The 25,607-nt window shown below is 68.7% G+C and carries 19 protein-coding genes; 7 read left to right on the forward strand and 12 right to left on the reverse strand.

What is annotated here, in order from left to right:
- Positions 1–76: 76 nt before the first annotated feature.
- The 4 genes from ABFY03_RS37730 to ABFY03_RS37745 form a co-directional block, all read right to left on the reverse strand.
- The gene (locus tag ABFY03_RS37730; RefSeq protein WP_346168684.1) at positions 77–985 is read right to left on the reverse strand and encodes a P-loop NTPase family protein; all 909 of its coding nucleotides are present in this window, start codon (positions 983–985) and stop codon (positions 77–79) included.
- A 173-nt stretch (positions 986–1,158) separates the two neighbouring features.
- A complete protein-coding gene (locus ABFY03_RS37735; RefSeq protein ID WP_346168683.1) occupies positions 1,159–3,576 on the reverse strand; it encodes an integrase in 2,418 nt (805 codons plus the stop codon).
- The gene (locus ABFY03_RS37740; protein ID WP_346168682.1) at positions 3,573–4,307 is read right to left on the reverse strand and encodes a hypothetical protein; all 735 of its coding nucleotides are present in this window, start codon (positions 4,305–4,307) and stop codon (positions 3,573–3,575) included. Before ABFY03_RS37740 ends, ABFY03_RS37735 begins: the two co-directional genes overlap by 4 nt.
- Before the next feature lie 152 nt (positions 4,308–4,459).
- Positions 4,460–5,497, reverse strand: coding sequence for a hypothetical protein (locus tag ABFY03_RS37745; RefSeq protein ID WP_346168681.1), 1,038 nt, complete (start codon positions 5,495–5,497; stop codon positions 4,460–4,462).
- 297 nt (positions 5,498–5,794) lie between these two features.
- On the opposite strand from ABFY03_RS37745, the gene ABFY03_RS37750 reads away from it, so the two are divergent.
- Positions 5,795–9,403: a DEAD/DEAH box helicase gene (locus ABFY03_RS37750; RefSeq protein WP_346168680.1), complete on the forward strand. Its 3,609-nt coding sequence runs from the start codon at positions 5,795–5,797 to the stop codon at positions 9,401–9,403.
- Between the two features lie 257 nt (positions 9,404–9,660).
- Positions 9,661–12,072 (forward strand): DEAD/DEAH box helicase, encoded by a 2,412-nt coding sequence (locus ABFY03_RS37755; protein WP_346172171.1) that lies wholly within the window; start codon positions 9,661–9,663, stop codon positions 12,070–12,072.
- 141 nt (positions 12,073–12,213) lie between these two features.
- Here ABFY03_RS37755 and ABFY03_RS37760 read toward each other — a convergent pair whose 3' ends face one another.
- Genes ABFY03_RS37760 through ABFY03_RS37775 form a run of 4 tightly spaced genes read right to left on the reverse strand, consistent with a single transcriptional unit; the run spans position 12,214 to position 18,928 of the window.
- Positions 12,214–15,360, reverse strand: a complete 3,147-nt coding sequence (locus tag ABFY03_RS37760; protein ID WP_346168678.1) for a hypothetical protein — start codon at positions 15,358–15,360, stop codon at positions 12,214–12,216.
- Complete coding sequence (locus ABFY03_RS37765; RefSeq protein WP_346168677.1) at positions 15,357–16,649, reverse strand: hypothetical protein; 1,293 nt, start codon at positions 16,647–16,649, stop codon at positions 15,357–15,359. The genes ABFY03_RS37760 and ABFY03_RS37765 overlap by 4 nt, the downstream gene beginning before the upstream one ends.
- A complete protein-coding gene (locus tag ABFY03_RS37770; RefSeq protein ID WP_346168676.1) occupies positions 16,639–17,916 on the reverse strand; it encodes a hypothetical protein in 1,278 nt (425 codons plus the stop codon). The genes ABFY03_RS37765 and ABFY03_RS37770 overlap by 11 nt, the downstream gene beginning before the upstream one ends.
- Positions 17,909–18,928 (reverse strand): Wadjet anti-phage system protein JetD domain-containing protein, encoded by a 1,020-nt coding sequence (locus tag ABFY03_RS37775; RefSeq protein WP_346168675.1) that lies wholly within the window; start codon positions 18,926–18,928, stop codon positions 17,909–17,911. The genes ABFY03_RS37770 and ABFY03_RS37775 overlap by 8 nt, the downstream gene beginning before the upstream one ends.
- Before the next feature lie 748 nt (positions 18,929–19,676).
- Between ABFY03_RS37775 and ABFY03_RS37780 the strand changes: the two genes are divergently transcribed.
- On the forward strand, positions 19,677–19,811 hold the full coding sequence (locus ABFY03_RS37780; RefSeq protein ID WP_346168674.1) for a hypothetical protein: 135 nt from the start codon (positions 19,677–19,679) through the stop codon (positions 19,809–19,811).
- A gap of 317 nt (positions 19,812–20,128) precedes the next feature.
- A complete protein-coding gene (locus ABFY03_RS37785) occupies positions 20,129–21,499 on the forward strand; it encodes a hypothetical protein (RefSeq protein ID WP_346168673.1) in 1,371 nt (456 codons plus the stop codon).
- A 233-nt stretch (positions 21,500–21,732) separates the two neighbouring features.
- On the opposite strand, the gene ABFY03_RS37790 is transcribed toward ABFY03_RS37785, so the two are convergent.
- The gene (locus tag ABFY03_RS37790; protein ID WP_346168672.1) at positions 21,733–22,530 is read right to left on the reverse strand and encodes a hypothetical protein; all 798 of its coding nucleotides are present in this window, start codon (positions 22,528–22,530) and stop codon (positions 21,733–21,735) included.
- Between the two features lie 269 nt (positions 22,531–22,799).
- On the opposite strand from ABFY03_RS37790, the gene ABFY03_RS37795 reads away from it, so the two are divergent.
- From ABFY03_RS37795 to ABFY03_RS37805, 3 genes are read left to right on the forward strand one after another with little or no spacing between them, the layout of a single operon-like run.
- Entirely contained in the window at positions 22,800–23,024 is a 225-nt protein-coding gene (locus ABFY03_RS37795) for a hypothetical protein (protein ID WP_346168671.1), read from the forward strand.
- Between the two features lie 60 nt (positions 23,025–23,084).
- Positions 23,085–23,438 (forward strand): hypothetical protein, encoded by a 354-nt coding sequence (locus tag ABFY03_RS37800; protein WP_346168670.1) that lies wholly within the window; start codon positions 23,085–23,087, stop codon positions 23,436–23,438.
- Positions 23,439–23,487: 49 nt separating this feature from the next.
- Positions 23,488–23,916, forward strand: coding sequence for a hypothetical protein (locus ABFY03_RS37805; RefSeq protein WP_346172172.1), 429 nt, complete (start codon positions 23,488–23,490; stop codon positions 23,914–23,916).
- Between the two features lie 274 nt (positions 23,917–24,190).
- Here the strand turns inward: ABFY03_RS37805 and ABFY03_RS37810 are convergent, their stop codons facing one another.
- The 3 genes from ABFY03_RS37810 to ABFY03_RS37820 all read right to left on the reverse strand — a co-directional run.
- A complete protein-coding gene (locus ABFY03_RS37810) occupies positions 24,191–24,367 on the reverse strand; it encodes a hypothetical protein (RefSeq protein WP_346172173.1) in 177 nt (58 codons plus the stop codon).
- Positions 24,368–24,386: 19 nt separating this feature from the next.
- A complete protein-coding gene (locus ABFY03_RS37815; protein WP_346172174.1) occupies positions 24,387–24,557 on the reverse strand; it encodes a hypothetical protein in 171 nt (56 codons plus the stop codon).
- A gap of 354 nt (positions 24,558–24,911) precedes the next feature.
- On the reverse strand, positions 24,912–25,607 hold a 696-nt coding region (locus tag ABFY03_RS37820), incomplete at its 5' end, for a hypothetical protein (RefSeq protein WP_346172175.1).

Genomic DNA, 25,607 nt, shown 5'->3' on the forward strand with positions numbered 1-25,607 from the left:
AGAGCGTCAAAACCGCGCAGAGCATTGAGGTGCTGCAGCTCTGGCAAGCGGTGCCGGTCGTTGGCGATCTCGATTTTCAGGCTTGTTCCGCCTGGACCAGGTCGAGGTAGTGGGCGGCGTCGTGGAGGACCTCTTGGGTGAGTGCTTCTGTCCCGTCGAGGATGGAGAGTTGGGCGGCCATGCCGATCAGCGGGGTGAGGTGTTCCATGAGGCCGTCAGTAATCCGGTAGATGTCCTTCTCGTGTTCCAGGAGGCTGCCGGGCGTGTGGTGCCGCAGCCGGAGCCTGCCGTCGAGTGTTGCCAGGGTGCTGACCCACTCGTTGGGGTGTTTCTTGCAGCGGGGCGGCAGTCGGTTGACCCAGAGGGTGGGGACCGAGCGCGGCCGGATCGGTGCAGTGGTCTCGGTGGGCCGGCGCAGGGCTGGGAAGCGGGCGGCGCGGGCCTCGCGCAGGATGTCGCTGGAGCCGATACCGCTCCAGAAGACAGTCAGATCCAGCTCGTCGGCGAGGTAGTCGAAGAAGTCGAACGTCGGCTGCAGATCCTCGGGCCTCAGCCGGTCGATCCCGTCGACCAGACAGACCTCCGTGTGAGCGTGGCGCATCACATGGACCGCGGGGCCGGTGAAGTCCTTCATCCGTTGGACGGGCCGCTGCTCGGTGTCGGAACGGTACAGGTCCCAGCCGACGAACACCGCCAGGGCCGCTGCCCAGTCGGCGGGCGAGCCCTGTTCCGGCGGGGCGTTGACGCAGACGACCGGGATACGGCTGTCATCGATGCCGTGAAGCTTCTCGCGGCGTCCCTGGTGCGCCAGACCGATGTGGTGCAGCAGGGTGCGCTTGCCGGTACCGCGGCAGTCGCTGTCGACGGCGACGTGCTGGCAGGGGTGGCGGCGTTCGCCGTTGAGGCGCAGCAGCCGTCGTGCGGTCTTCAGGCCAGTGGCGATGTCGGTGGTTTCGACGAGGCCGAGCTGGGCGTGGTAACGCACCCGGGGGTCGTCCTCGTCGACGGGCGTGGAGTCGTCGGCCGGGGGGATTGGGGGAGGGGAGGGTTGGTGGCGTACACGTGCCCGCCAGCCCTGCAGGGTGGTCGGCGGCCCGGGGGACAGGACCGGTGCCGGCGCGGGGGGTGGGGCGCTTTGAGCGTCGCGGACGGGGGTTCTCACTGGTCGTCTCCTTGCCGTGCGCTGTCCGGTTCATCGCTGGGCAGGCCGCCGGGCGGGGGAGAGGCGGGGCTGTTGTCGGCCCGGAGGGTCTTCTCCGGGCGGGGCCGGCCGTCGGTCTTGCTTATGGGCCTGGGATCGGTGGAGGTTGGCGGGTGGAGGCCGGGCAGGGAGGCCAGGAATTCGTCAAGACTCTGGCCCGCGCCCCGGGCGGGCTCGGATGCATCGAAGAGATCTCCTGCCGGGCGGTCGAGGGACCGGAACGGGCGGACGGATTCCGGGTCCAGAGGCGGCAGGTCGCCGTAGGGCTCGGCAGGCGCCGGCAACGCCGGACGGGACGGCGCAGCCGGGCGCGGAGTTGGCTTGCTCGTGGGGGTGGTGGCCTGGGGGCCGGCGGTGGCGGTGCGCAGCAGTCGGGCGGTGGCGCGGGTGATGGCGGCCTCGTCGCGGCGGCTGCCGCCGGCGGCAAGGTGGATGTGCAGGGCCTCGGCCCATGTCTCCTCGGTCCACCGGTCACTGAGCAGCCGGCGGTGGATGAAGGGCACCTCGATCCATGGGTCGGTGCCCGGTTCGGCCCGGTGGTTGAACAGCCAGGCCACCTCCGGGTGGTCGGGGGAGTAGTGGACCTCCCAGCGCCCCTGCTGAGCTGTGATCCCGGAGGACCCTCGGCACGGGTCCAACTTGCCTCGGCCGAGGTTGTAGGTGCGGTTGTTGATCTGGAAGCCCTTACGGCTGACCCGCACCCAGACGGCCGGCAGGAGTTTGCGGTTCTCCTGCTCGGCCAGGGTGGTGGACCGGTAGCCGCGCAGGGACACCAGCGCTGCGTACATCTGGTTGGGAGTCAGGCGCAGCCCGGGGGTGAAGGGGGAACGGAGCGCCCCGTGGGGGGTCTGCTGCCAGTGGAGGACCACCCACTGCTCGAACAGCTCCTGGAGCTGGGGGATCGTCCACAGGGGCTGCTTGCGGACGCGTTTGCCGCGCAGGTCCAGGCGGTGGTGGGTATAGGTGGCCAAGTACTGGCTGAAGCCGGTCTTCACCGCCCGCATGGCGCGCTCGACGATCGCCTTGTCGGGCGCGGTGCGTAGCCTTGCCTCGCGTACCTCGATGCCCAGGGAGTGGCAGGCGCGGGTGAAGTCCGCCGAGATGAACGGCGAGCCGTGGTCGATGACGAGCGTCTCGGGCTTGATGACGGGCCGGGCAGCGGACCCGGCGAATCGGGGGTCGGCCGCCAGGAGGTCCTCGAAGGGTAGGTCGGAGCCTTCCATGAAGGTTTCCGGCGCCCAGCCCGGCCGCGCGGGAAGCGGGGCTGTGGTCTGGGCGACGACCTGCATGGTGTCGAAGGAACGGGTGGCCCGCCCGGCGAGCCACCGCCCGGTCCCGCCGGTGCGGCCGGTCCGCTTGGGCACGATCAGCGAGCCGACGATGCTGCGGGTGGCCACGTCGATCGCGATCGTGAGCTCCACGGAGATGACCCGCCCGTCGTCCCCCAGGACGAGGACGTCCAGCCCGGTGGTGTCGATCTGCATCAGCTCCCCGGGCCAGCGGGCCCATGTCGCCCGCCGGGAGTCAGACCGTGCCGCCGAGATGGCGGACCCGGCCGCCTGCCGGGCCGCGGCAGTGTGTGCGTTCTCCGCGGTGATCCCCAGCCGCTCCAGCAACCGGTAGAACGTCGCCGGACTGTTCACCAGCCCCCGGGCGGTCTTCGGATCGGCCAGCAGCTTCGCGTAGCGGACCCGGACCGTCTGCTCCACCCGGTCGATCAGCCGGGACAGCGTTCCCGGTGACAGACCTCTGGCCCGCTCGTCGTCCAGGATCTCCCAGACGATGTCGACCACTCGCCCGTCGACGCGTCCATGCGGGTTCGCGGTGCGCAGGTGTCGTTTGTCGACCAGGCCCATCAGGCCTTCTTTGCGCCAGACCGCGCATTTTCGTTCCACGGTGGCCGCGGACACCGGCACTCCGGCCTGGGTGAGCTGGTCGGCCTTGGCCTGGTACCGCTGGCGCAGGGTACGGCGCTTGGGGTCGAAGGCCGGATTGGGTGGAGTGGTGGCGGGAACGTTCGGGGCCTGCTGGTGCAGTACCTCCTTGACATGCCGTTCCCACTTCTCGGCGGCCTTGCGTACGTCGCGTGGCAGGGCATGGAACTCGCCGATGCGGCCAGGCAGCGTACTGCGCGGGGCCGCCCGGTTCAGCACGGCGAAGTCGGGGGCGGAGGTCACTGCCGTCTGCAGGATGATCAGTGGCTCTGCCGGCTCCTCGGGTTCCATCGGCTCCGCGACGTCGAGGAAGAGACGAGGTCCGTGGAAGGCGGTGACCACCCAGTCGGCACCACGGAAGCGGACGGTGTCGCCCACCGCGATGGTGTCAGCAGCGGCCGGCGCCGCCGCGTCTACGGCGTGCCGGGGAGCTGCGGTCATGCGATCTCTCCAGCGCTCGCCCATGCCGTCGATGACGGTGTGAGCGGGATGCTCATGTCGGTGCGCAGACGTCGCGTCCAGATCAGGTGATAGGCGAGGTCAAGCCCCAGTAACGGGGGGAGGGCGGCGGCGCGCACCCCGGAGCGGATGGTGCGCGGCGAGGTGAACTGCCCGGACAGGACCTGGTCCTGCCCGGCCGTGAGCCACCGTGGACTGCGGGCGGCATAAAGGAGCTTGAGGTTGTCCAGTTCCACACCCTCGGGTGGCACCTGCACCTGGATCTGCCAGCAGGCGGCCGCCGCTGCCACGGCCAGCACTTCCTGCTCGTGCCGCCACTGGTCGGTGAGTTCCTCGGGCTGCACGCAGATCACCTCGCGCCGTCCCGCCCGGGAGGCGACGAACGCCGGTCGCAAGCTGCGACGGCGCCCCTGGAAGCTCCAGCACAGCTCCATCGGCCCCGCGCTGCGCAGCCCCACCGCCGGGTCGCGGTCCAGGAGCATGGCGCAGTGCTGCTGACGCAGCGAGCCGCACGCCAGAGCCTGGCCGGTGGCCGATGCCCAGGCGTTGGTGACGAACGACTTTCGCCCCGGGTAGGGGATCGGCCGATCCAGCGGGGCCAGCTCCTCGAACGGCACCTCGGCCGCCTCGGTCACCACAAGCTCACGCCGACGCCCGAACCGGTCGAGATAACAGACGGTGATGTCGCCCGCGCTGACCAGGGTTCCCGGCATGTCCGCCCCCTCTTCCACCGGTGCTGCGGGCCGCAGTCGTGCGTGTCCCCGCTCCAGCATCCGGGCATCGAGGAGATGTCCGCAGCGACTTGTATTTCCATCCTCCGATCGGGCAGATGTGTGGATGCGCGTGCGAACCATGCGAGGTGCGTTCATACGGCGATGAAAGCATCGCTCCAGTCCCAGGGCAGACAGCAGCGCTCGAGTGACACCCGGCTTTCATCGCCCCGATGGATCAGTGCCGTGACCGGCCGCCGGGCACGACTCCGGCCGCTGCGTTCGACCTCCCCCAGGGCCGGTGCGCACTTGTGGTGCCGGGCGAGCCACTCCGCCACCGGCATCTGCCATCTGCCCGGCGGCAGCCCGAACTCACCCGCCAGTCGGGACAACTCAGCCACCAGACCGGCCTCTGCCCCCGTCCAGGGCCCGCCAGGCCGGTCCGCCCGCTGCTGCTCGTAACGCAGCAGAGCCCTGGCCACCCACAGAGCCTCCGGATACACCAGCAGCCATGCCGTCTCGACGTTCCCGGGCTCAAGCCCGGCCCGATCGGCCCGGTCGGCCCACCGGCGGGTCATGGGGGCGCGGCGCCACCACGAGCCGGTGACGGCGAAGGCATCCGCGACCAGCATCGCCCCGGCTGGCCCGAACCGCCGCTCGAGCCGGCCCCGCCTGCGATGCGCGCGCACCGTCTCCGGCAGCCGGGCCAGGTCAACCCCTCCCGGCCCGTCCTGGCGTACATGGGTGAACCGGCCGTGCCGTTCGCAGATCCGCCACCTCTCCGGCCAGACCTGCCACACCTCACCCCAGCCCCCGCCGCGTGCCGCCGCACACAATCCGCAGCCCGGCACCAGATAGTGCGCCAGCGGCTGCCACGGCCACTCCCACCGCGCCTGATCACCTGGCAGAAGGTGGGATTCCCGCAGGTGCGGCAGGGCCCACCGCAGCCGAGCGGACGGCACGCCGAGCATCTGCGCGAGCCGGTCCGCCGCCGCACCGCTCAGCAGCACCTCCGCCAGATGCGGAGGCAGGGCCTGCTGCCTGGGCGGCCCGTCACCCAGTTCGGCGAGCAGGAAGTCGACCTCCACCCCCTGCACACCGGCCACCCGCCACAAGAACGAGCAGTTCGACTCGTGCGCCATGAAGCGCACCGGTTGCCGCGACAGGCTCCTGCCCCACATCGCGTTTTCCAACGTTCCGCCCCCGCCCCGCTTTCACTGCTGCCCGGTTACGGGCGCCACTCCCGCGCAGTCCTTGCTGATCCTTAGTCCGCGTCCCGGTCCCTGGGTCCGGGTGACGCCGCACGGCTGTTCCGTGGGGATCTCTAAGCCGGTGTGGCACTGCGCTCTCTACCACGGCGCACCCGTTGCCGACGGGAGAGTTCACCCCCAGGAGTGAGGAGACCCGCATCGAGCACCCGACGCCGCACGCCCGGTCCGCATTCTGCCCCTTGAAGCCCGTCATTTGCTTGAGCCGGGGGGAGCCGTCCTGTGCTGCACGACCTGCCTGCCCAACGCCTGCCCAGCGAACTGTGGACGCGCCAGCGCGCTGCGGCGGACTGTGTCCTCAACGACTTCGCCATGGGCCATGCGCGTGTGCAGGTCATCATGCCGTGCGGCACGGGAAAGACCCATCTCGCCGTGCACATCGCCCACGAAGTCGCCCCCGACAGCCGCAGCCTGACCGTGATGCCGACCCTGGACCTGCTCAACCAGACCGCCCGCGTCTGGCACAACTCCGGTCGGCCCGGCCACTACGTCGGACTGTGCTCCGACAAGCAGACCAGCGAACCCGTCCTGAGCGGCGTGCTCACCATGACCAGCGACCCCGCCCGGCTGGCCGCCGCCGTGCGCGGCGCCGACGGGCCCGTCAGCATCTTCGCCACCTACGCCTCGCTGCCCAAACTCGTCGAGGCCCACCAGCGTCACCTGCTGCCGCGCTGGGACATCGCGGTCGTCGACGAAGCCCACCGCACCGCCGGCGCCCGCGCCAAACCGTGGGCCGTCATCCACGACGACGACGCCATCCCCGCCCGCCACCGGCTCTACCTCACCGCCACGCCCCGGATCTGGGACGTCAATCGTGGCATCACCACCGAGCCGATCGCCTCCATGGACGACACCGACCTCTATGGTCGCGTCACCTACCGTTACTCGCTGGCTGAGGCCATCCACGAGGGACGGCTCGCTGACTACCGCATCGCCGCCCCCGAAATCCACGACCCGCACCTGCACGCCTTCCTGGCCGGGCGCAAGGGCAACGGCGCCCACCACACCCCCCAGGCCGATGCCATGCGGGTGGCGGCGGCCCAGCTGACCCTGTTCAAAGCACGCGAAGAGCACGGCATCCGCCGCACGGTCGTCTTCAGCCGCAGCATCGTCCAAAGCGAGGCCTTCGCCGAAACCCTGCCCGAAACCGCCGCCGCCATCCCCGGCGGCCACGCCGAGGACCTGTGGGTCGCCAGCGTCCACTCCCGCAACGGCCGCCGCGACAGGCGCGAGCGCCTGGCCCGATTCGCCCAGCCCCCGCAAGAGACATGCGAGGGCCGGCTGGCGGAGCTGAGTGTGCTGTGCAACGTCCGCCTGTGCGTCGAAGGCGTCGACTTCCCGCTGGCCGACTCCGTGCTCTTCGCCGATCCCAAGCAGAGCACCATCGACATCGTCCAGGCGATCGGCCGCGCGCTGCGCATCGGCCCTAGCATGAACAAGATCTCCACCCTGGTCATCCCGGTGCTCTTCGGGCCCGGTCAACGCGCCGAGGACGCCACGTTCGGCACCCCGTACCACCTGCTGCACCAGGTCATGATCGCTCTCAAGGCGTACGACGAGCACTACTTCCGCCGCCTGCCCATCAGCGGCCCCCGACTCCTGCTGCCCACACCGGCTTCCGCCATCCGGCCCGCGCGCGCTCCGGAGATCGCCCCGCACCTGATGCTGCGGATCATGGAACCAGAGCCCGACATCTGGGAGACCGGGATGGCCTGCGCCCAAGCCTTCTTCGACACACACGGCCACCTGATCGTCCCCAGCAACCACATCACCGACGACGGCTTCCACCTCGGCTGCTGGCTGGGCTACCAGCGCGCCCTCAAGGCCGCCGGCAACCTCTCCGCAGCCCGCGTCGCCGCGCTGGCCAGCTGCAACATACCCTGGGCGCACCCCAAGAACAGCACGGAGACGTTCCTGGACATCGCCCAGGCATACGCCTGCGAGCACGGCCACCTGCTCCCCGAGCCGGCAGAGGCCTATCAGGGACGCCCCCTGGGCGAGTGGCTCGCCGAGCAGCGCCGCCAGGCAGCCGATGGCACCCTGCCCGCCCCCTACCAGCGCGCACTGAAGGACATCGACCGCTGGTGGAACCCCGCCTGGCCCGAAGAGTGGCAGCGCATGTGCGCCCGCGCCCGTACCCACGACCAGACCCTGGCCATCCCGGCGGGCCCGCTGCCGGCCGACGCCGACGACCTCACCTGCTGGCTGGACGAACAGTTCGACTCCTTCCCCGCCCTCGCTCAGGGCCAGCAGGCACAACTGGCCGCGCTGCCCCTGCAGCATGACCCCCTCGCCCTCGCGCTGCGCCGCGCCGTCGGCAGCCAGGCCGCTTTCCACGCCCGCGGTCTGCGCGCCGCCCGGCGCTTCTACCGCACCCACCAGCACTTGCGCGTACCCGCTGCCTATCTCGACGACCACACCAACCCGCGCTTCCCGCTGGGCAAGTGGATCGCCGACCTGCGCGTCCTCGCCCCCGCGGGCCTCCTCAGCCGCGAAGAGATCGACTCCGTCGAACCCCTGGCCATGGAATGGGCCCCCCAACCCCAGCAGGAGAGCACGGCCACGCTCCCCGGGACATCCACGAACACCACCGACGAGCACCCGCCTGTTCAGCGGCTGCAGCTGGCACTCGGTGTCGCTGACCTGCATGAACACGGTCAGGATTTCTGGGTCGCGGGCCGCGAACCGTCACCTCCCATGCTGCCCGACGTCATCCTCAACGGTGGCCGGCGCATGCTGCTCAGCATGCCGGCCGGGGGAGGCAAGACCATGACGGTAGCGACAGCGGTCCACGCAGCCGCGAGCCGCGCGTGCCTGGTGCTCGGGCCGGACCGGACCTACCTCCACGACGTGGTCAAGACCTGGCGCATGGTCAGCCGACGACCGCTCGCGGGCATTAACATCCAGCCCACCCACAGTGGCAAGGCGGGCGACAAGCTGACCACCGCAGGCCAACTGGCCGACTGGATGGCACAACAGCCTCCGGGAGCCCTCGTCGTGGCTCGCTACAGCGATGCCGGGCTCATCGCCGAAAGCCACCGCGACCACCACCTGCCGCCCTGGGAACATCTCGTCGTCGAGGAAGCTCACCGCACGTTCGAAGGCATCACCAGCTCGGACCATCCGGACGCCGTGATCCACTACGACGACGGCATCCTCGCCTACAAGCGCGTCTACCTGACGGCCACACCCCGCATCCCCAACGAGCTGCCCCGCCCTGGAGACAGCCGAACCGAGATCGCCTGGGCCGTGGACATGCCCGCCCAGCCGATCTTCGGCACCCACCACCCCAGCGTGGACCGCGCACAGCTCGTGGACAAAGGACTGCTCAGCCCCTACCGGCTGATGCGGATCCAAGTACCCGAACTGCCCAGATTCCCCATCTGGCGAGCCCAGGCCCTCGGAGCAGCCCACCTCATCGAACAGCACCGCCTGCGCCGCGTGGTAGCCGTGCTCCCGGACCGGAAGGAGGCCGAAGCCTTCGCCTGCCAACTCGCCGTCCACATGCTCGACGCGAAGATCCTCATCCCCCGGCAGGGGGCCGTGTACTACCCGCACAACCAGCCGGTGATCCGCTGCCAGCGCGCGACCGACCCCATGCCCCCCGACCTCGACGCCATGGTGCTCCCCTCCAGCGCCTACACCACGCTGGAACTGGTTGACGTCCTCTCGCCCCTGATGGGTCAGCACGCACAACGCGCCGCGCAGACAGCGATCATCGTCCCCGAGCCGGTTGCCCCCGACGATGACGCACCCGCAGTCGCGCCCCCAGCCGTCCTGCGCCAGATCGCAGCGGCACTGTGGGCGCATGATCCTGGCGGTCCTTGCTAGAGCGCGGATGACGTCTGGGGCATCAGGCCATGAGGACGCGCTTGCGGAGCAGTTCGCATCCTGAGCACGGCAGCGTGGCCTACCACCCTGCGCAGGGTCGGGAACGGGTTGTCGCACCTCACGAACTGAGCACGTTCATCTGTACCTGCTGAGCACATTCGGGTGTACACCGACACCACAGACAGAGGGGACCCAGATACCGTCCCCTCTGCAGCATCCGCCCGACGCCGTCGGACCAGTACGGGATGATGTGGGTCATGGTCACTCCGGTCGCGTCCGCTGTCCCTCGCCCTGCCGGTCGTCCTGTGCTGCGTTCGGACCAGGAGCGGGGTCTTGCTGCTGCGGTCAGGCATTTGCGTCGCCCGCGTACCCGGGCTTTGTATGTGGCGGCGACGGGGACGGGTAAGACTCTGGTGTCGATCCGGGTCGCGGACGAGCTCGCAGCGCGCCTGGTTCTGGTCGTCGTGCCCACGTTGGACCTGGCGGTTCAGACGGCGCTCGCGTGGCGCCGGGATGGTCATCTGGAGCACATGGTGATCGTGTCCTCGATGGACACCGGCGCGCACGATGCGCTTGCCGCCCGCAGGGTCGGTTCCACCAGCAGCCCGCAGGCCCTTGCAGCATTGATGTCGGTGGTGGGGGAGGAGGACGACCAGCTGCCTGCCCTGACGGTTATCTCGACCTACGACTCACTCGACAAGATCGAGGCGACGCAGCACACCTGCTACACCGTGCCACCCTTCGACCTCGCCATCATGGACGAGGCGCACCGCATCGCCGGCCGGGCGGACAAGAAGTGGGCAATGGTCAACGACGCGGCACGGATCCATGCCGAGCGCCGTCTCTACATGACGGCCACCCCGCGCAGCTTTGCCGCACCCGACCTGGCGGACTCCGCCTCGACTGCCCGCCGCCACCCCCGAACCCCTTCCGCACCGGCGGTGGATGCGGTGGCGAACAGCATGGACAACGAGGCCGTGTACGGGAAGAAGGTCTTCGAGTACCCGCTGGCGCAGGCCATTGCTGACGGCGTGGCCGCGGACTACCGCATCGTGGTTCCCACCGTCACCGACACCGAGCTCCGCGCTCGCCTCAACCTTCTCGCCGTCGGCACACCCTCGGGTTCGGACTCGCCAGAGGGGGCGCTGCGCACCACCGCCCTCCACCTCGCTGTCCTGAACGCCATGGCCAAGCACTCCATGCGCCGAGTCCTGGTCTTCTTCCACCTGGTCGAGGACTCCGTTCGCTTCACCCGCGAACTGCCTCACACCCTGCGCCGCCTCCGCACCGCCGACCCCGACTGCTTCCCCGGCCTCGACCCCGACGTCTTCCACGTCCACGGCGACCACACCGCCGACCAGCGCACCGACATCTTCGCCCGCTTCGCCGCCTCACCCCGCGCGATCCTCACCAACGCGAAAGTGATCGCCGAAGGCATCGACATCCCCAGCGTCGACGCCGTCGTCTTCGCCGACCCCACCAGCAGCATCACCCGCTGCGTCCAAGGCCTCGGCCGCGCCCTTCGCCTGGACGTCTCCGGCAAGACCGCCAGCCTCATCGTCCCCGTTTACATCCCGCCCAGCGAGGACCCCGAGAACATCCTCGGCACCCCCTACGAACCGGTCTGGGCCATCACCACCGCCCTGGCCAGCCACGACCACCGCATCCTCGAACGCCTCCCCGACAAGACCAACCGCCTCACCACCGAGACCAGCCGTCTCATCCAGCACCGCTGGCACTTCGACTACACGATCCACCCCGAACGCATCGCCCGCGGCATGGACCTCATCGCGTTCAACCCCCGCGGCACCCTGACCCGCACCCGCCGCGAAGGCCTCGCTTCCGCCCAGGCCTTCCATGACACCTACGGTCACCTCGATGTGCCCGCCGAACACACCGACCCGGCAGGCTTCGAACTCGGCCGCTTCATCACCACGATGCGTGACGCCGCGACCGCCGGCCGCCTCGAACCCGACTGGATCGCCGAGCTCGACGCGCTCGGCATGATCTGGGACAAACACCAGGCCGCCTGGCGCGCCCGCCTTACCGCTGTCGCTGATTACCACCAGGCGCACGGCCACCTCGCCGCCCCCGCCACCACCCCCCTCGGGGCCTGGCTCGCCGAACAACGCTCCCTCGCCACACACGGCCACCTAGACACCGCCCGTGCCGCCGACCTCACCGCCATCGACCCCGACTGGCAACTGCCCCACGGCCCCGACTGGCACCGTAAGTACCACTTGCTGCGCCGCCACCTCCAGACCGGCCAGCCCCTCACCCCCGACACCACCACCGGCAACATCAACCTCGGCAGCTGGGCCACCCGCCAGCTCACCACGTGGAACACTCTCGACCCGGGCCAGCACCGCCTCCTGGCAGCCCTCGATCTCACCCCCGCCACAAGCCCCCTGGCGCCCCGCCCCACGACCCGGCGCACCTTCGCCCAGACCGTCCAGATCCTTGAACTCTTCCTCCACCGTGAACGCCGTGCCCCCGCAGCCCGCGAGACGATCACCGTTGACGGCGACACCGTGAAGATCGGCCCCTGGTTTGCCAAGACCCGCACCAAGATGCGCGCCGGCCAGCTCGACGCCGAACACGCACGCCTCATCGCCGCCCTCTTCGAAGGCGAGTGGACCAGCGAGAATCCTGCTCCAGCCTTCACCTGAGCAGTCCCACGAAGAAGCGGTGTCGCGCCACCGCTCAGGCTGGCCTCAGCTCCGAGCTCGCGATGCCACCTGACTGGGCAGTCCAACTACGCAGCGCCGCGACCGGCATCGCCGGCATTTCCGCTGCGCGCCAGCAAGCGGTTAGGAGCGACTGCTGACGAGTTCTTCCAGAGTGAGCTGAACACGCTGGCGGTTGATATCGCGTCCGAACATGAGGGTTGGCCGGTTGAGGGCGTCGGACTTGGAGTAGTAGCGGAACTGCAGGATCTGACCGCAGACGGATCGCACATCCGTCATCAGCCCGTCCTGGCAGGTGGCCAACACTGTGATGCCGTGATCCTGTGCAGCATCACGTAGAGCCGTAATGACTTCGCGTCGATGTTCGGCTCCCAGAGAGTCGCCGAGTTCGTCGAGGATCAGTACGCGGCCGCGGGCGTGCGGGGCTGCCAGCAGAGCGGCCAGGACGAGATGGATGGAGAACAGCTTCTCCTGGGCGGTATTGGTGGGTACGTCGTAGGGCAGCAACGGCCCGTTGGGATTGCGCTGCCATCGCGGGACGACATGGCATACCCACTGGTCCTGGGCGGTCTGCGGCTCTGTGACGGTGAATTCCAGATCGGCCCGGTACCCCTCACGGCTGTGGAGCTCGTTGAGTCGGCTGCTGATCCGGCGCAGCGCGCCGTTCACCCGCTCCTTGATGGACTGCTGGGTCTGGGCCAGGGCCTCGCGGGTTTCCTCGACCACGTCCTGGAGATAGCGGTGCTCGGTCTCTCGTTCGGCGCGCTTGGCCTCCACCTGTTCCCGGGCGCCTTTGTCCTGCTCCTCGTTGGCGGCCAGCCAGCTCCGCAGGGCCGACAGCGAGGCACGAAAGATGATGCCGTGGGGATCCTCGGTATGGACCTCATGGTGGTGCAGAGCGTCACCCAGCTCAGGCGTGGCGACGCCGGTGCTGCGAGAGTCGGCTGCCAGTCGCGTGAGTGCGGACGCCAGCCGGGTTCGGCTCTCGCTGAGAAGCTCTAGGCTGGTGCGCCGTTCCACCTCGCCGCTATGGGGAACGACGGCATGGACGCTGATGCCATCAGCAGGTTCGGCACCAGGGTCGTCCTTTGGCACCTCGTCCCAGTTCAATGCCGCAAGGGCGTCTTGCAGCGTGTCCGTCCACACGAGGACGGGGTGGGCCGGGCCTTTGCCGCGCAGTTCCAGCAGCCGGTCGCGCTTCTGCGTTGTCTGAGCGATGTTCTTGTTGATTTCCTGGACGGACTTCTCGAGGGCCTTGGCGTGCTTGGTCGCGTTGTCGAAGGAGTCTTTGGTGCGCAGGGCTTCCTCGGCTGTTGTCGCTGCAGTACGTCTCAGGCCGGGCAGCGTCTCGTCGTGTGCGACAAGCTTCTCCTCCAAGGCGCGTGCCTCATCGCCGAGCCGGGAAGCCTCCGCCTGGGCGTTCGCCCTGTCGATATCGCGGCCAAGCGAGGTGATCCGGCGGCCGCAGCGTTCGATCCCGGCCGCCAGGGCGTCCCGCTCGGCCTGTACCCGTCCCAGCTGATTTTCGAGGTGGGCGCAGATGTCTTCCTGCCCCACGATCGGCTGGTCGAAGCCACCGACGACGTGGACGCCCAGACTCGGAAGCGAGGCGTGCGGGGGGTGCTCCACGGTGGTCGCGTCGGCAAGGGCGTGCAAGAACGGTGCTGCCAGAGGTGCGGCATCGACGATTCCCTTGGGCCAGACCGGCGCCGGATCGGTGTGGGCCGTACCGGCCCATGCCGGGGGACCGGTGACGAGCAGGGTCCCCGGCAACTCGCTGACGGCCTCGATCGCGCGGTCGAGGAGGTCCGCGGGGACGCAGACCGCATCACTCCACGGTGCCAGCCGGGCCTCCCACAGGGGGCGGGCATCAGGGTGGAGGCGTGTGCTGGCCATGAGCCCTACGGCGTCAGGGCACGGACCGTCGTGCAGTGCCTGCAAAGCAGCGGCCGCCCGGCCAGTGCGTCCCTGGCGGGCATCAGCGAGTTCCTGGTCTGTTTCCTTGACCCGTTCTTCGGCCCTGATCAGTTCAGCCTTCGCCTGCACAAGGAGGGCCTGCTGGGAGTCGAGCAGCTCAGTCAGCTTGGCCGGCGGCGGCCCCTCGTAGCCCTCGGCCCGAGCCTGGGCCGTGCGGCGATCCCGCTGCGCGCGTTCCAGCGCAGATCTGAGCTCTCCCCGCTTCTCGTTGGCTTCCTCCAGGCTCTGCTGCGCCTGCTGCTTCAGCTGGGACGCCTCTTGGGCTGTGCGTTCCAGCAGGCGGGTATCGCGTGCCGCGGTCAGCAGTTCCCTGGCCGTGCTCTGCTGCCCCTTCAACTCTTCCAGCGTGCCTGTGAGCAGCTCGAGATGGGAGGCGATGCGACGTTCAGTGACGAACGCGTCCACATGGGCTCGTGCCGAGGCCAGCGTCCACAGATCATGAGCCCGTTCTGTCTCGATGCGTGCGCGCTCCCGGGTGTCGACCGCGTGCAGGATCCCCTCTTCGTCCCGGTAGGAACCCTCGGCCTTCTTGAGTGCCTCGGCCAGATCAGCCTGCGTCTGGGCAAGCTTCTTCCGGTCTTGTACATCATGGGCCAGCATCGCGGCCTTGCCAGTGAGATCGATCAGCGCGTCCCCGATCTGGACGGGAGTGAAGGTGCCCGCGTCCAGCTTCAGCAAGGAGGGGCGCGACCTCATCCCGCCACGGCTGACGATGTAGGCGAGCAGCCGGGGCGCACGTCCGTAGAGAACCTCGGCGTACTCCGTAGCGCCCAACGGCTTGCCCCCGAGCCTGCGGAAGAAACCGGCAGCCTTCTCGTGCTGGCTGCGATCGTCCCCCTCGATCAGCAGGTGGACCCCGGTCTTGTGCCGCACTTCGACATGCGGCGACTTCGCGGATATCTGCAGCCACACCGTGTGAGCGCTGGTCTGAGGATCGTCCGGATCGGCAAAGACCCCCACCACATAGCCGACCTGGGCCGGCTCACTGACCTCTGGGGATGCTCCAGCCGTCACCGGCTCGAACAGCAGCTTCGGTGCATGCACCGAGCCGCCTCCGGTCATCCGCCACTCCGGGTCACCCAGCAGGAGCGCCACAGCAGCCAAAAAGCTTGTCTTGCCCGACTCATTGGAGTCCTTGGGTCCCCGGCCCGTCACGGCCACGAAAGTGCCGGGTACGAGTGCCACGGGATGTGAGGTCAATCGCGCAATGAAGAACGTCTGCACGGCAACCAGCTGCCTGGTGCCGATCACACCGAGCTTGCTGAGCGCGACATTGAAAGGCTGCTCGCTCACACAAGATCCTTCCCTGCGCCGCCGCTGGCGGCCACAGACGGGGAAACAGGGCTGTCCGCCAGCTGCCGCCGGCGTCGGATGGCTGCCGCCAGATGACCGTCAGGCCGTCCGACAAGGATCAAGTCCTCCCACAGCAGGTTGCTGCGCTCCGCGGTCAGACGGTCTAAAGCCGGCCCGGGCAGGTATCGCCCTGTGGTGGCTTCCGCGACCATCCCGGCAGCCCTCAGACGGCGCAGCGCCGCACTGATCGCCACTTTGGAGATCTTCCGGTTCGAGGCAAGCACCGCGAGAGTGACCGTGTGCGTTTCGCCCGTCCACCGGCTGTGCCGGTGCCGGCCCTGAGCGCGGGGGAGCGCCACCGTGTGCAAGAGCACCAGGGCCAGCACTGCCCTGTCCACATCGCCCAAAGTGCCTGTGCCCTCGGCCACCAGCGCATCGCTGACCGGATCGCGAAAGCCCGTGACCCAGTTGCCTTGCTCCGTCTGCAGCAACTGCCGCCCGCCACGCTCCAGAGCCCGCCCGACCCGGGCCCGCAGCGCAGGATCCGCCAGCATCGGCAGACTCGCCCGCGGCAGGGGACGGCGCGCCGACTCCAGGGCGGCGATTACCGACCGGACAAGGTAACCGTCAGCGCCACCATCTACCAACCGGTCCCCGCCGCCGACCTCTCGCGCAGGCGCCACCGCCTTCTCACCGCCCGCTTCACCACTGTCCAGCCCCTCGGCGTGCATCGCGGGCAGCAGATGATGCCCGCGCCGAAGGCCCTCCACCACCACAGCCGGCAGCGCTGCGACAGCGGGCCCCAGCCTCAGAACATCTCCCTGCGAGACAAGGAGACGGGCTGTCTGCAGCACTCCGTCCACGGTCCGTTCCACCGCGTCCTCATCCGCCCCCAACCGGCAGCACAGCGACACCACATCCGCACGCAGAAAGGCCACCCCCGGAAAAGGCAGCACCTCAGGGCGAGGCCACGCCGCACGCAGACAGGCCGCCCACACCAGCGTCGCGACCGGCGGCAGACCGACCTGCCACCCCGCCACCGAGATCCCCGCGACAGGAGCCGTCTCGGCGTCCCAACCAAGCACCACCAGATCGCCAGGCGTCGAGCCGGATACACGCACAATCCGGCGCCCGCTCCCACTCGCCGCTGAGGCTGCCCTGGCCAACACGGACTCGCCGACAGCAGCCGACGCCACGCCCTGAGCACGCAACCGCCCTAACAGCACCTGCGCCTGGAGGTCCTCCTCTGCATCGGACCCAGACGAAGAAGAGCCATTCTCAAACGTCATCCCCACCACCGTCGGCCTCGTCGCTCACGTCGTGCCTGCGCAGCAGCAGAGGATGCAGATAGGTGACAGAGGCAGCCGGATCAGCCAGCAGCGCATCCTCCACCACCACGCTGTACGGCTCGCCAGGCTCGTCACCCAGCGCCAGAACATCCGTGATGATCGCCGCCGCCGCCGGCCAGCCCGCCGCGTACAGGAGCGCTGTGAGATCAACCTCCTGGTCCCCGGCCAGCAGCTCGTCGGCCAGGAGCCGACGATCCTCCAGGAGACGAGAATGAGCTCCCTCAGCCCACTCCCAGGGCTCCTCCTCCTGCTCGGCATCGTCCATCACGAGCGGCCGCCCCCGGGCACCTGAGCGCGGAGCGAAACCCGACACCGTCTCCAAGACCTGCGCCGGGTCAATCCACACCGACGGGGCATCCGCGACAAGTGCCGTGCCCACCTGAGACAACAGCGCCACATCCCCCTTGAAGGCTGCGTCGGTGTACTCGCTCACAGTCAGAACATCGAAGTTCAAACTGCCACCGCCCTGCGCGAGAACCTTGTCGGCCGCGACCATCACCTGCCGCCGGTAGAACTGCTCCGCCTCAATCAGAGCCGAAGCCGCCTCTTCCAGTGCCCAACTGCCACTGAACCGACTCGTCACCACCTCGTTCAGCTCCGCCACCTGACGCGTGAACCCCTGATGATCATGCTGCCGCTGTGCTTCCATCAGCTCCGTCGGCGTCCCCGTGGCGACCAACCGCTGCAAGTCCAAAGCGAAAACCCGCAGCGCGTTACGGCACGACACCAGATAGTCCAAGGCAGCCTCAGGATCAGGATTGCTGCGGTCGAACACAGCCCTCGCCCGGTCCAACAGCAAGATCAACTCATCGACGCCACCGTGCTCCGCCAACCTCTCGGCAGCCAAAGCTCCAGCCAACCCTGCCGGACGCACCACGTACCGATCCTGATGAGCCTTCAGCAGATAAGGCTCGAGAAACCCAAGGCGTGTCAACACCGTCAGCCGATGCTCGATCAGATCCGAAGACCACTCACGAGGATCACCCGCCAACGCCTGCACCACCTCGGCCCGCGTCAAACCATGCGGACCGGAATGCTCGGCAAACACCTTCAAGATCGCAAGCGCCACCCGCGCCACCTCAGGATGCCGCGCCACAGCACCGGCATCCTCAGCAACCGGAGCCATAAACGCCCGCCAGTTGGCCAACTGCACCGCCGCAGCGAGATCCGCCTGCTCACCATCCCCGAACGCGAGCTGATCACCCACCGGCCGGCACCGCACCCAACAGCTCCACCAAACGCGGCAGCACCTTCCTGTGCAAAGGCTCCTGCTCCAACGACTCGCCCGTCACCGCGATCTCCGACGCCAACGCCCGCAGCTCCACAGGCCCCTCATCAGCCATCCGAGCCGCCAACGACTGAGCCTTCACATACTGCTCAGGCTCCTGCTCCCTGTACGGCCCAGCACGCCACAACTCAACCTCCATCCCAACCGCGTGCACCTTCCGGCCGAGCCGTCGAGAGATATCGTCAATGATCGCGATCCCATCAGCATCCAAATCCCCCCAGATCGCGAGCCGCTGAGGCTGCATCCACTCCAGCAGCGCGACCAGCTGGTTCGTCACGTACCCCTTGCCCCAGACGCACAGCCACTGCGACGTCACCTCGGGAATCGCACATACACGCTCAAAGGTGTCCGAGTTCTCCACCAGGAACACCCCCCGACCTCCGTGCTCAACCTCACCCACCAGCCGCAACGCCCCAGCAGGCACCGCGATCCACGGGTTGGCCACCGAAGCATCGGCAGCCACTGACCCCACCCGCCACCGCAGAGGACCTCTCACACGAACGTCGATATCAGCCTCATCGACCGCGAGGTCAAAACTCACCCCGACCAAGTTCTCAAAGGCAGCCTGCCGAGCAGGAGTCCACTTCTTCGAACCGCCCAGAGCAAGGCCAGCCAACTCCTTGGCAGACAACCGCTCCCCAGCCAAATCCGCCGGCCACCACACCGAAGCCGCCCGCACGGCAGCCTCATAAGCCGTCCAAGCCTCCGTTCCCACGGCACTCCCCAACGGAACCCGAAGCGCCGAGCCCACCGGACACCCCTCCAACAGTGCCCGCTCCCACTCCAATTCAGGAACAGGGGCCATCAACGCGAGCAGCTCCTTGCGCATCTCATCCGGGTCCCGCCACCCCCGCAACTCCTGCAACAACTCATCCGTCTGCAGCGCCCACGAATGAGACAGGCGCCAACTCAGCGGTTCCGAAAGCTCCAAGTCCTCATCGACCGCACACCGGAGCACGACACCGCCGCACCGAACCAACGCCACAGCAACAGCCCACGCCTCGTCCTTGAACCGAGACGCCACCGCAGCCCACGACCTCCGCCCGGCCGACAGGACCCAGATCAAATGCCTGCCATCCAAGGAACTTGGCGGATCGTAAGCCGACTGCGTGTAGGCAGTAACCAGATCAACCTCCCGAATACGCAGCAAGCCCTGCCGGTTGCGAGGAGCGCGATTCACCCCCTCACGCCGCACCGGCACGGACAATGCGTCCGTCCCTTCCGGCGTCCCAGCCACCGACACTCGGATACGTCCCTGCGCCTCGCTGAACAACAGCTCAAGCGACCCCGTCCCTCTGACGCCCACACCCACCCCTCAGACCTACCCTGCGAATCAGACCAAAGACATATCCACCCCCCTAGCAAGACACACATAGATCAACCAGGCCCCCACAACTCAGAAAATGAGGCCCAGCCAACACGGCTGAGCGCCGCACATCACGGCACGCCGCCAGGGACAGCGCCTTCGCCCGCAGCGTCCCCGGCCCCGTCGCCCTCCGCTGCCGCGGCAGATTCGTGTGCATCATCGGGCCCGCGCCAGCTGCAGCCCGAACCGCACCTCCCTGCCCGAAGCCGGCGCGAACCAGCTCAGCACCTGCTCCCCAGCCCCCTCCTGCGCCCCGCGGAGGGAGCAGGCACCCCTCGCACGACGCGGGCCCCACTCGGGGACTGCGCGGCGCATGCCGCCGCTCACACGCTGGCGAGGACAGCGCCCCCCACACGGGGCCATGGTCAACCTCGTCCTCGACATCCAGGAAAGCAAGGACACCGTCTACCAGGCCGCCGCCGAGCGCATCTGCACTTGGCGCCTGTAACCCCCGAGCCGGGACGCTCCGGCTCCGCGCTTCGTCATGCGGATGGCGCTCCACAGCCTCTGAACGCTGCTCCGGTCCTTGGCCGAACTCACGCGCGGAGCGCACGCCGACCCGCGAGCCTCGCATGTGACCGGCGGGTACAGAGGCGCTTGTCACCACCCGCCTCCCCATCTTCCACCCGGGCCGCTCGTGACGGTGCCAGCCTTGCGCATAGAGAACAGATATCCGGCTTTGGCCGCGCAGCCTGCCTCTAAGCTCTTCCCGACGGGCTCAGGCAACGACTGTCACCCGCACAGCACGAAGGGGACGGGGAGTAAATGCTCGACTTGGACGACCTGGTGAACCGGGTGGTCAACCCGGACGTGCGGCCGCTGGTGAAGGAAGCACACCGCTGCTACGCCACCGGCGCCGCCCGAGCCGCCATCGTCCTGACCTGGACCGCAGTGTGCGCGGACCTGATCCATAAGATCGAGGTCCTCAAGGAAGAAGGCGAGCCCGACGCCCGCCCCCTGGCCGAGGACGTCGAGCGCGCCCAGCAGCCCGGCGCGGCCGACGCGGTGCCCCTCATGCTCAACGTCGAGAACACCATCCTCGACGTAGCGGAGAAGCTGGAACTGATCGACAACACACACAAGACACAGCTCGAGCGACTGCGCGAGGACCGGCACCTGTGCGCCCACCCCTCCCTTCGCCCCATGGGAGAGCTGTACGTCCCGACGTCCGAGTACGCCCGCGCCCATCTCGCAGCGGCCCTCGACGCAGTTCTGGTGCACCAGCCGAGCCAGGGCCGCAAGGTGCGAGACAGCTTCATCGCCCACGTTGCAGATCCCGCGTTCACGTTCGAGGCCGGCTACCTCGGCCACACCTTCTTCGACCGCGTCCGCCCCACCTCCCGCGCGAAGCTGGTCGACTTCGCTGCCAAGTTCGCCCTGCTGCAGATCGAGGACGACAGGATGCCTCTGGCCGCACCGATGTTCGCCGATCGGATGGCACAGTGCCTGCGCCTGTTCGCCGACCGCGACCAGCCCCTGGCAGAGGAGTATCTGGCCCGGCACATGTCCAGACTTGAAACGGCTGAGCCAGCAGTCCAACTCGCGGCTCTCGGCCGTCTCGGCGACCTCCCGGCGTTCTGGAAAGCGCTGCCCGACCCCATGCGCACGCTTTACAGCACCAAGATCACCAGCATCGCCACCCAGATCGCAGCGACTGGCTACCTCCGACCCGACGAGACCAGGGCCCTCGCTCTGGTGGCCTACCCTGAGGTCCGCACGAGCCTGCCTGCCCTGACGAGCACATTCACGGTGCTCCCGGTAGCCGAGCAGTCCCGGGTGATCGGCGTTCAACCCGACGCATACTTTCTTCCCTGCCTTCCCGGCCTGCTCATGGGTGTGCGCAGCTTCGACGAGGGTGAATTGGTCGCCCGCACCGCCATCCTGCCCAGCGCCGGCCTGATGAGCCTGGAGGACACGAAGGCCGTCCTCAGGGCATGGTGGGACAACGAGAATGGCCAGACCTGGGGCCGCGCCATGCCCGGCTACCTCGTTGCGCTGTACTTCACCACCGCCCACCTCGGCCAATCGAGAGACGAGATCTGGAAGGCTCACCTGGAGGAGCTCCGCCCGTTCCCAGACCTGTTCAACGCCATCGCCCGCGGTACGAGTCTGGCGGCGCCGATCGTCCAGGGCTGACCACTGCCACCGCCTGTCGAGCCCTATCCGAAGCCGTAGCGGTGTCAGACGGTGCCCCACGCACTCCGCGCCATCAGCCAGCCCGGCCTGCTCGTGCAGGGTGCTCGTCCAGGTGTTCACGAACCCGGCGGCGCCGCCTTCGTCACCGGGAAGGCGAAAGAGGTCCGGGTCTGCCATGAGCTGTTCCATCAGCGTCTCGTACAACTCGTCCAGCATGTCGCCGTGGCAGGCCGTCAGGCCTTCGGCGAACTGGCGGGGCGTCGGGCTGATCGAGACGACCTGGTCGAGGACCGGCCCATGCCGCGCTCGTCGATGAGTGCCCGCAGTGCGGCCAGCCCGGGGGTGTCGGGCATGAACAGGCCGTGCAGCATATACATCGCGTAGAACGGCCGCAGCCCGATCAGCACCGTCCGCGCCCTCACCAGCTCCTCGTCACTAGCCCCGCGCACCTGCTCCACCGAGTCAACCTCTCCGAGCAGCTCCCACGGCACCGGCGGCGCTTTACCGTGCTTGGCCGCGCCCAGCATCTGCGCCCACTCGCCGGCCGTGAGATCGAACATGCCGACCGCGGCAAACCCCTCGGCCAGCGCCTCTGCCCCGACCTCCTGCGGCCCCAGCCCGAGCGCCGCGAACAGATGCGCCACACCACCGGAGCCAGGCTCATCCGGCGGATCCTCACCCACCAACAACGCCGCCCGCATCACCGCAGGATGCACCGGCCGATGATAGGGCCGCGCCGCGAGCATCCGGCCCGCCACCGCATACAGCGCATCCTGCCCCTCCTCACCCGCCCCCGCCGCGCCCCGCGCGGCCTCGAGCAGCCGTTGCGACACCGACCCCTCCAACACCCACACCAGCGCCTCACGCACCGCCCCTGCCGGCGGCTCGGGCACCACCGCCGCGCCCGGGAACACGGGCATGCCGGCCTCGGCGAACCAGTCCAGCACGGCCAGCCGTCGGTTCCGTCCCTGCCGCAGATGCCGCGCCAACGCTGCCGCGGTCTCGACCACGGCCGGATCGACCGCCTCCACCACCGACCCTTGGCCCCGGCCGAGGCCCCGCTGCCGATGACGCGGCAGCAACCCCACGCGCCGCCAGCTCTCCAGCTGGCTAGGCGTCACCACCACGCCTCGGGCTGCGAGTTCACGAACCACCTGCTGATCAGCCGGACTCGGCGCTCCTCGTGCCATAGCGACAATTACAACCCCGAGAAGTACCTGCCCGGACGGAAATCTGCCTCTGGCTCACTGGTGGTCAGCACCCGCTACCGCGGGGCATCGACGACGACCAGGAGCCAGCCATGAACCCCCACCACCGCACACGCGTCCGTACCCGAGCCGCAGCCGTCCTCACGACCATCGCCTTCAGCCTCCTCATCACCACCGCCCTCCACTCCGCCCACCTCACACGCCTCCTGCTCGCCCTCGCGGCAGCCTTCGCCCCCACCACCGCCACCCGTCAAGCCGCAACCGGAACCCTCGACCTCCTCCTGCGCCTCGTGCCCTGGTACACACCCCGCAGGTGACTTGAGGGCGCCTCGACCGGCATCGGTGACTGTCGGTGGCGCCTGGGAGCATGCTGGGTCATGGACGAAGCGCTGAAGATTCCGGAGCATGAGGTCCGCAGCGAGCCGGAGAGTTTCCTTCTGCGGCTGCGGTGCGATCTTGTCTGGGACCGAGACGCCTTTTCGCGTCTGGAGCGTGCCGCACGTGCGGTCTGCGAGCGTCTGCAAGACGCTGATGCGCTCCCCAGAGGGCTTGCAGAGGGCTACTACCACTTGGCCACTGAGGTGCCGGCCTGGACGAGCCACCCCAACTTTCCACGGCCGGAGCCGCGGGAGTACTACGACGCCTGCATCGAGCGGCTGTCGGACCTCGCGGATTGGTTCTTCCTGGGATGGCACGCCTACACGGAGCCCCATGTGTGGCCGGAGCTGTAGCCCCAACCAAGATTTGCGATCCACGCAAAATAATGCGACCATCGCAAACATGGATCTCGTTGCTGATCTCGCCGCTATTCGCAACCCCATGCCCACCCCGGACGCTGTCGCTCCAGCTGACCTCTACTCCGACGCCTGTGCCGCCGTCGAGCGTCACAGGATCGACGACGCACACCACCTCGAAGCCGCCAGCGACGGCCTCGACACTGATCCGCTCCTCCTGGCCCTCGAGGAAGCACGCGCCCGCAAGACCGCGGCCGACGCGGAGATCCGCCGACTCCTCGCCTACGGAAGAGAGTTCCACGGCCCCCGCCCCTACCGCCTGGAATCACTCGCCGAAGCCAGCGGCATGACCCCCTCCGGGATCCGCACCGCCTACGGTGCGGAAGAACTGAGCCAGCCCCCCTATACCCCCTCTAGAGTGGGTAAATTAGGACAAACTAAATTTCAAAATCGTGTGGTAGGTAACCCCCCCTAAGGAGCAAAACCGCAGGTCGGAAGGGGGGGAGGTGGGAGCGACCCTCCCCCCTTCAGCGCGCATGGGGTCTCCCCCCCTCCCCCCCTTCTCCCCCCCTTCGTCTCCCCCCTTAGCCGTGGTGACGCTCCGTATAGAAATCGAGTGGTGCGGTTACTCACGTGCAGCGCGCTCCCGTGGCCGGAGGCCCCCTTGGGGCGCGCCGCCGGACGCGTGGGCGGACACGAAGAAGCCCCCGGTACGAATCTCGTACCGGGGGCTTCCCAGGGTCACGCCGCTACTCGGCGGTGTCCGCCTTCAACTGGTACCGGGCACCGCCACGGGGGCCCTCCTCGGCCGCTTCGAACAGACCGGAGGCGGTCGCGTACCGCAACGCGCTCTCGAACAGACCCGACTTCCCGCCGGCGCCCCCGGAGCCGTTCCACAGCTTCAGGTCCGACGCCCCGTTGATCACGCTCTTCAGTCCTTCGTGTTCACCGGGGCGCCATTGCGGAGGATCTTCTCCCGCATCCGGCGCGCCACCTGCGGACCAGCGGCGGCACCGCGTTGTTGGAGAGCGCCCGAGCGTTCTCCGCCGCCGCCGCCCGGGACGCCATCCGGATGTTGTCCTCGCTCTGCTCCTGCCGCTCCTGCCACTGACCCACGCGACCGCCACCCGCTTCGTCTCCTCGGAGACCGCCGAGAGGGCTAGGGCCAACTCCCAGTCCCCCTCCTCGATGACCAGGGAGCACCGCAGGAGCGCCGACTGGGCCGCCCGGCGGTACAGGTTCAGGGCGATGTGGGAGATCAGCGGGTCGTCCTGGTTGAGACCTCCGGCGAGTCCGAACGTGACCAGGCCGATCTCCGACTCCATGCGCGCGCACATCGTCATGCGGACCGGCTCCCCTCCCGGGTCCAGTCGCTCGCGTCGCGAGCGAGGCCCAGGAGGAACGCGGACACCCTCCGGGCGGGCTCGGGAGGCTGCGGCATGGGGTTCTCCCGGACGTACGCCTCCGCCTTCACCATCTCCTCCCGGGAGACGCCCTGACCCGTGGCCAGGGCGCGCACGGTGTCGAGGAACCACTGGGGGCGCTTGGTCTGGAGGATCGGCGTGTACCCGAATCGCTGGGCGAGGCCGGTGGTGCGCGCCAGGGCCTGGCCGATGATCTCCGCCTGGAGTACGCGTCCAGCCCGAGCCCGTAGCTCCCCTGCGGCACCGGGGGGCGGGCCGTCTTGTCGGACACGTCCGCCCGGAGTTCGTCCCCCACGAACGCGTCCAGGTACAGCGGCTGGAGGCCGGCGCCGTTGCTGGACGCCGACGCGGACTTGTTCAGGGCGCCGAGGAGGGATTCCCCCTCGGCGTAGGTGGCGTGCACGCGGGGGACGGGAACCGACACCGTTTCGAAGGTCTTCGCCGGGAGCCCGTCCGCGTCCAGCTTGGTCGGGTGCTCGCCCGTCACCACGCGAACCGTCCGCTGCATGTGGGAGACCAGCGTGGACCCCGTGGGCGGGGACACCCGGGTGAAGCCGTGGTCGTACGCCAGGGCCTCCTCCAGGGACTCGAAGTCGGTCCGGAGCTCCCGGGGGAGGAACGTCTCCGGGATGGGGAGGTACGCCTCCACGGCCCGGCGGGAGACGTTGGAGCCGGACCCGGAGAGGCCGACCAGCGCGTTGTAGGCGGTGAGCGCGAACGGCTGGCGGTTGGAGAACTGGCC

The organism is Streptomyces roseofulvus (assembly GCF_039534915.1).
GTDB classification, from domain to species: Bacteria; Actinomycetota; Actinomycetes; order Streptomycetales; family Streptomycetaceae; genus Streptomyces; species Streptomyces roseofulvus.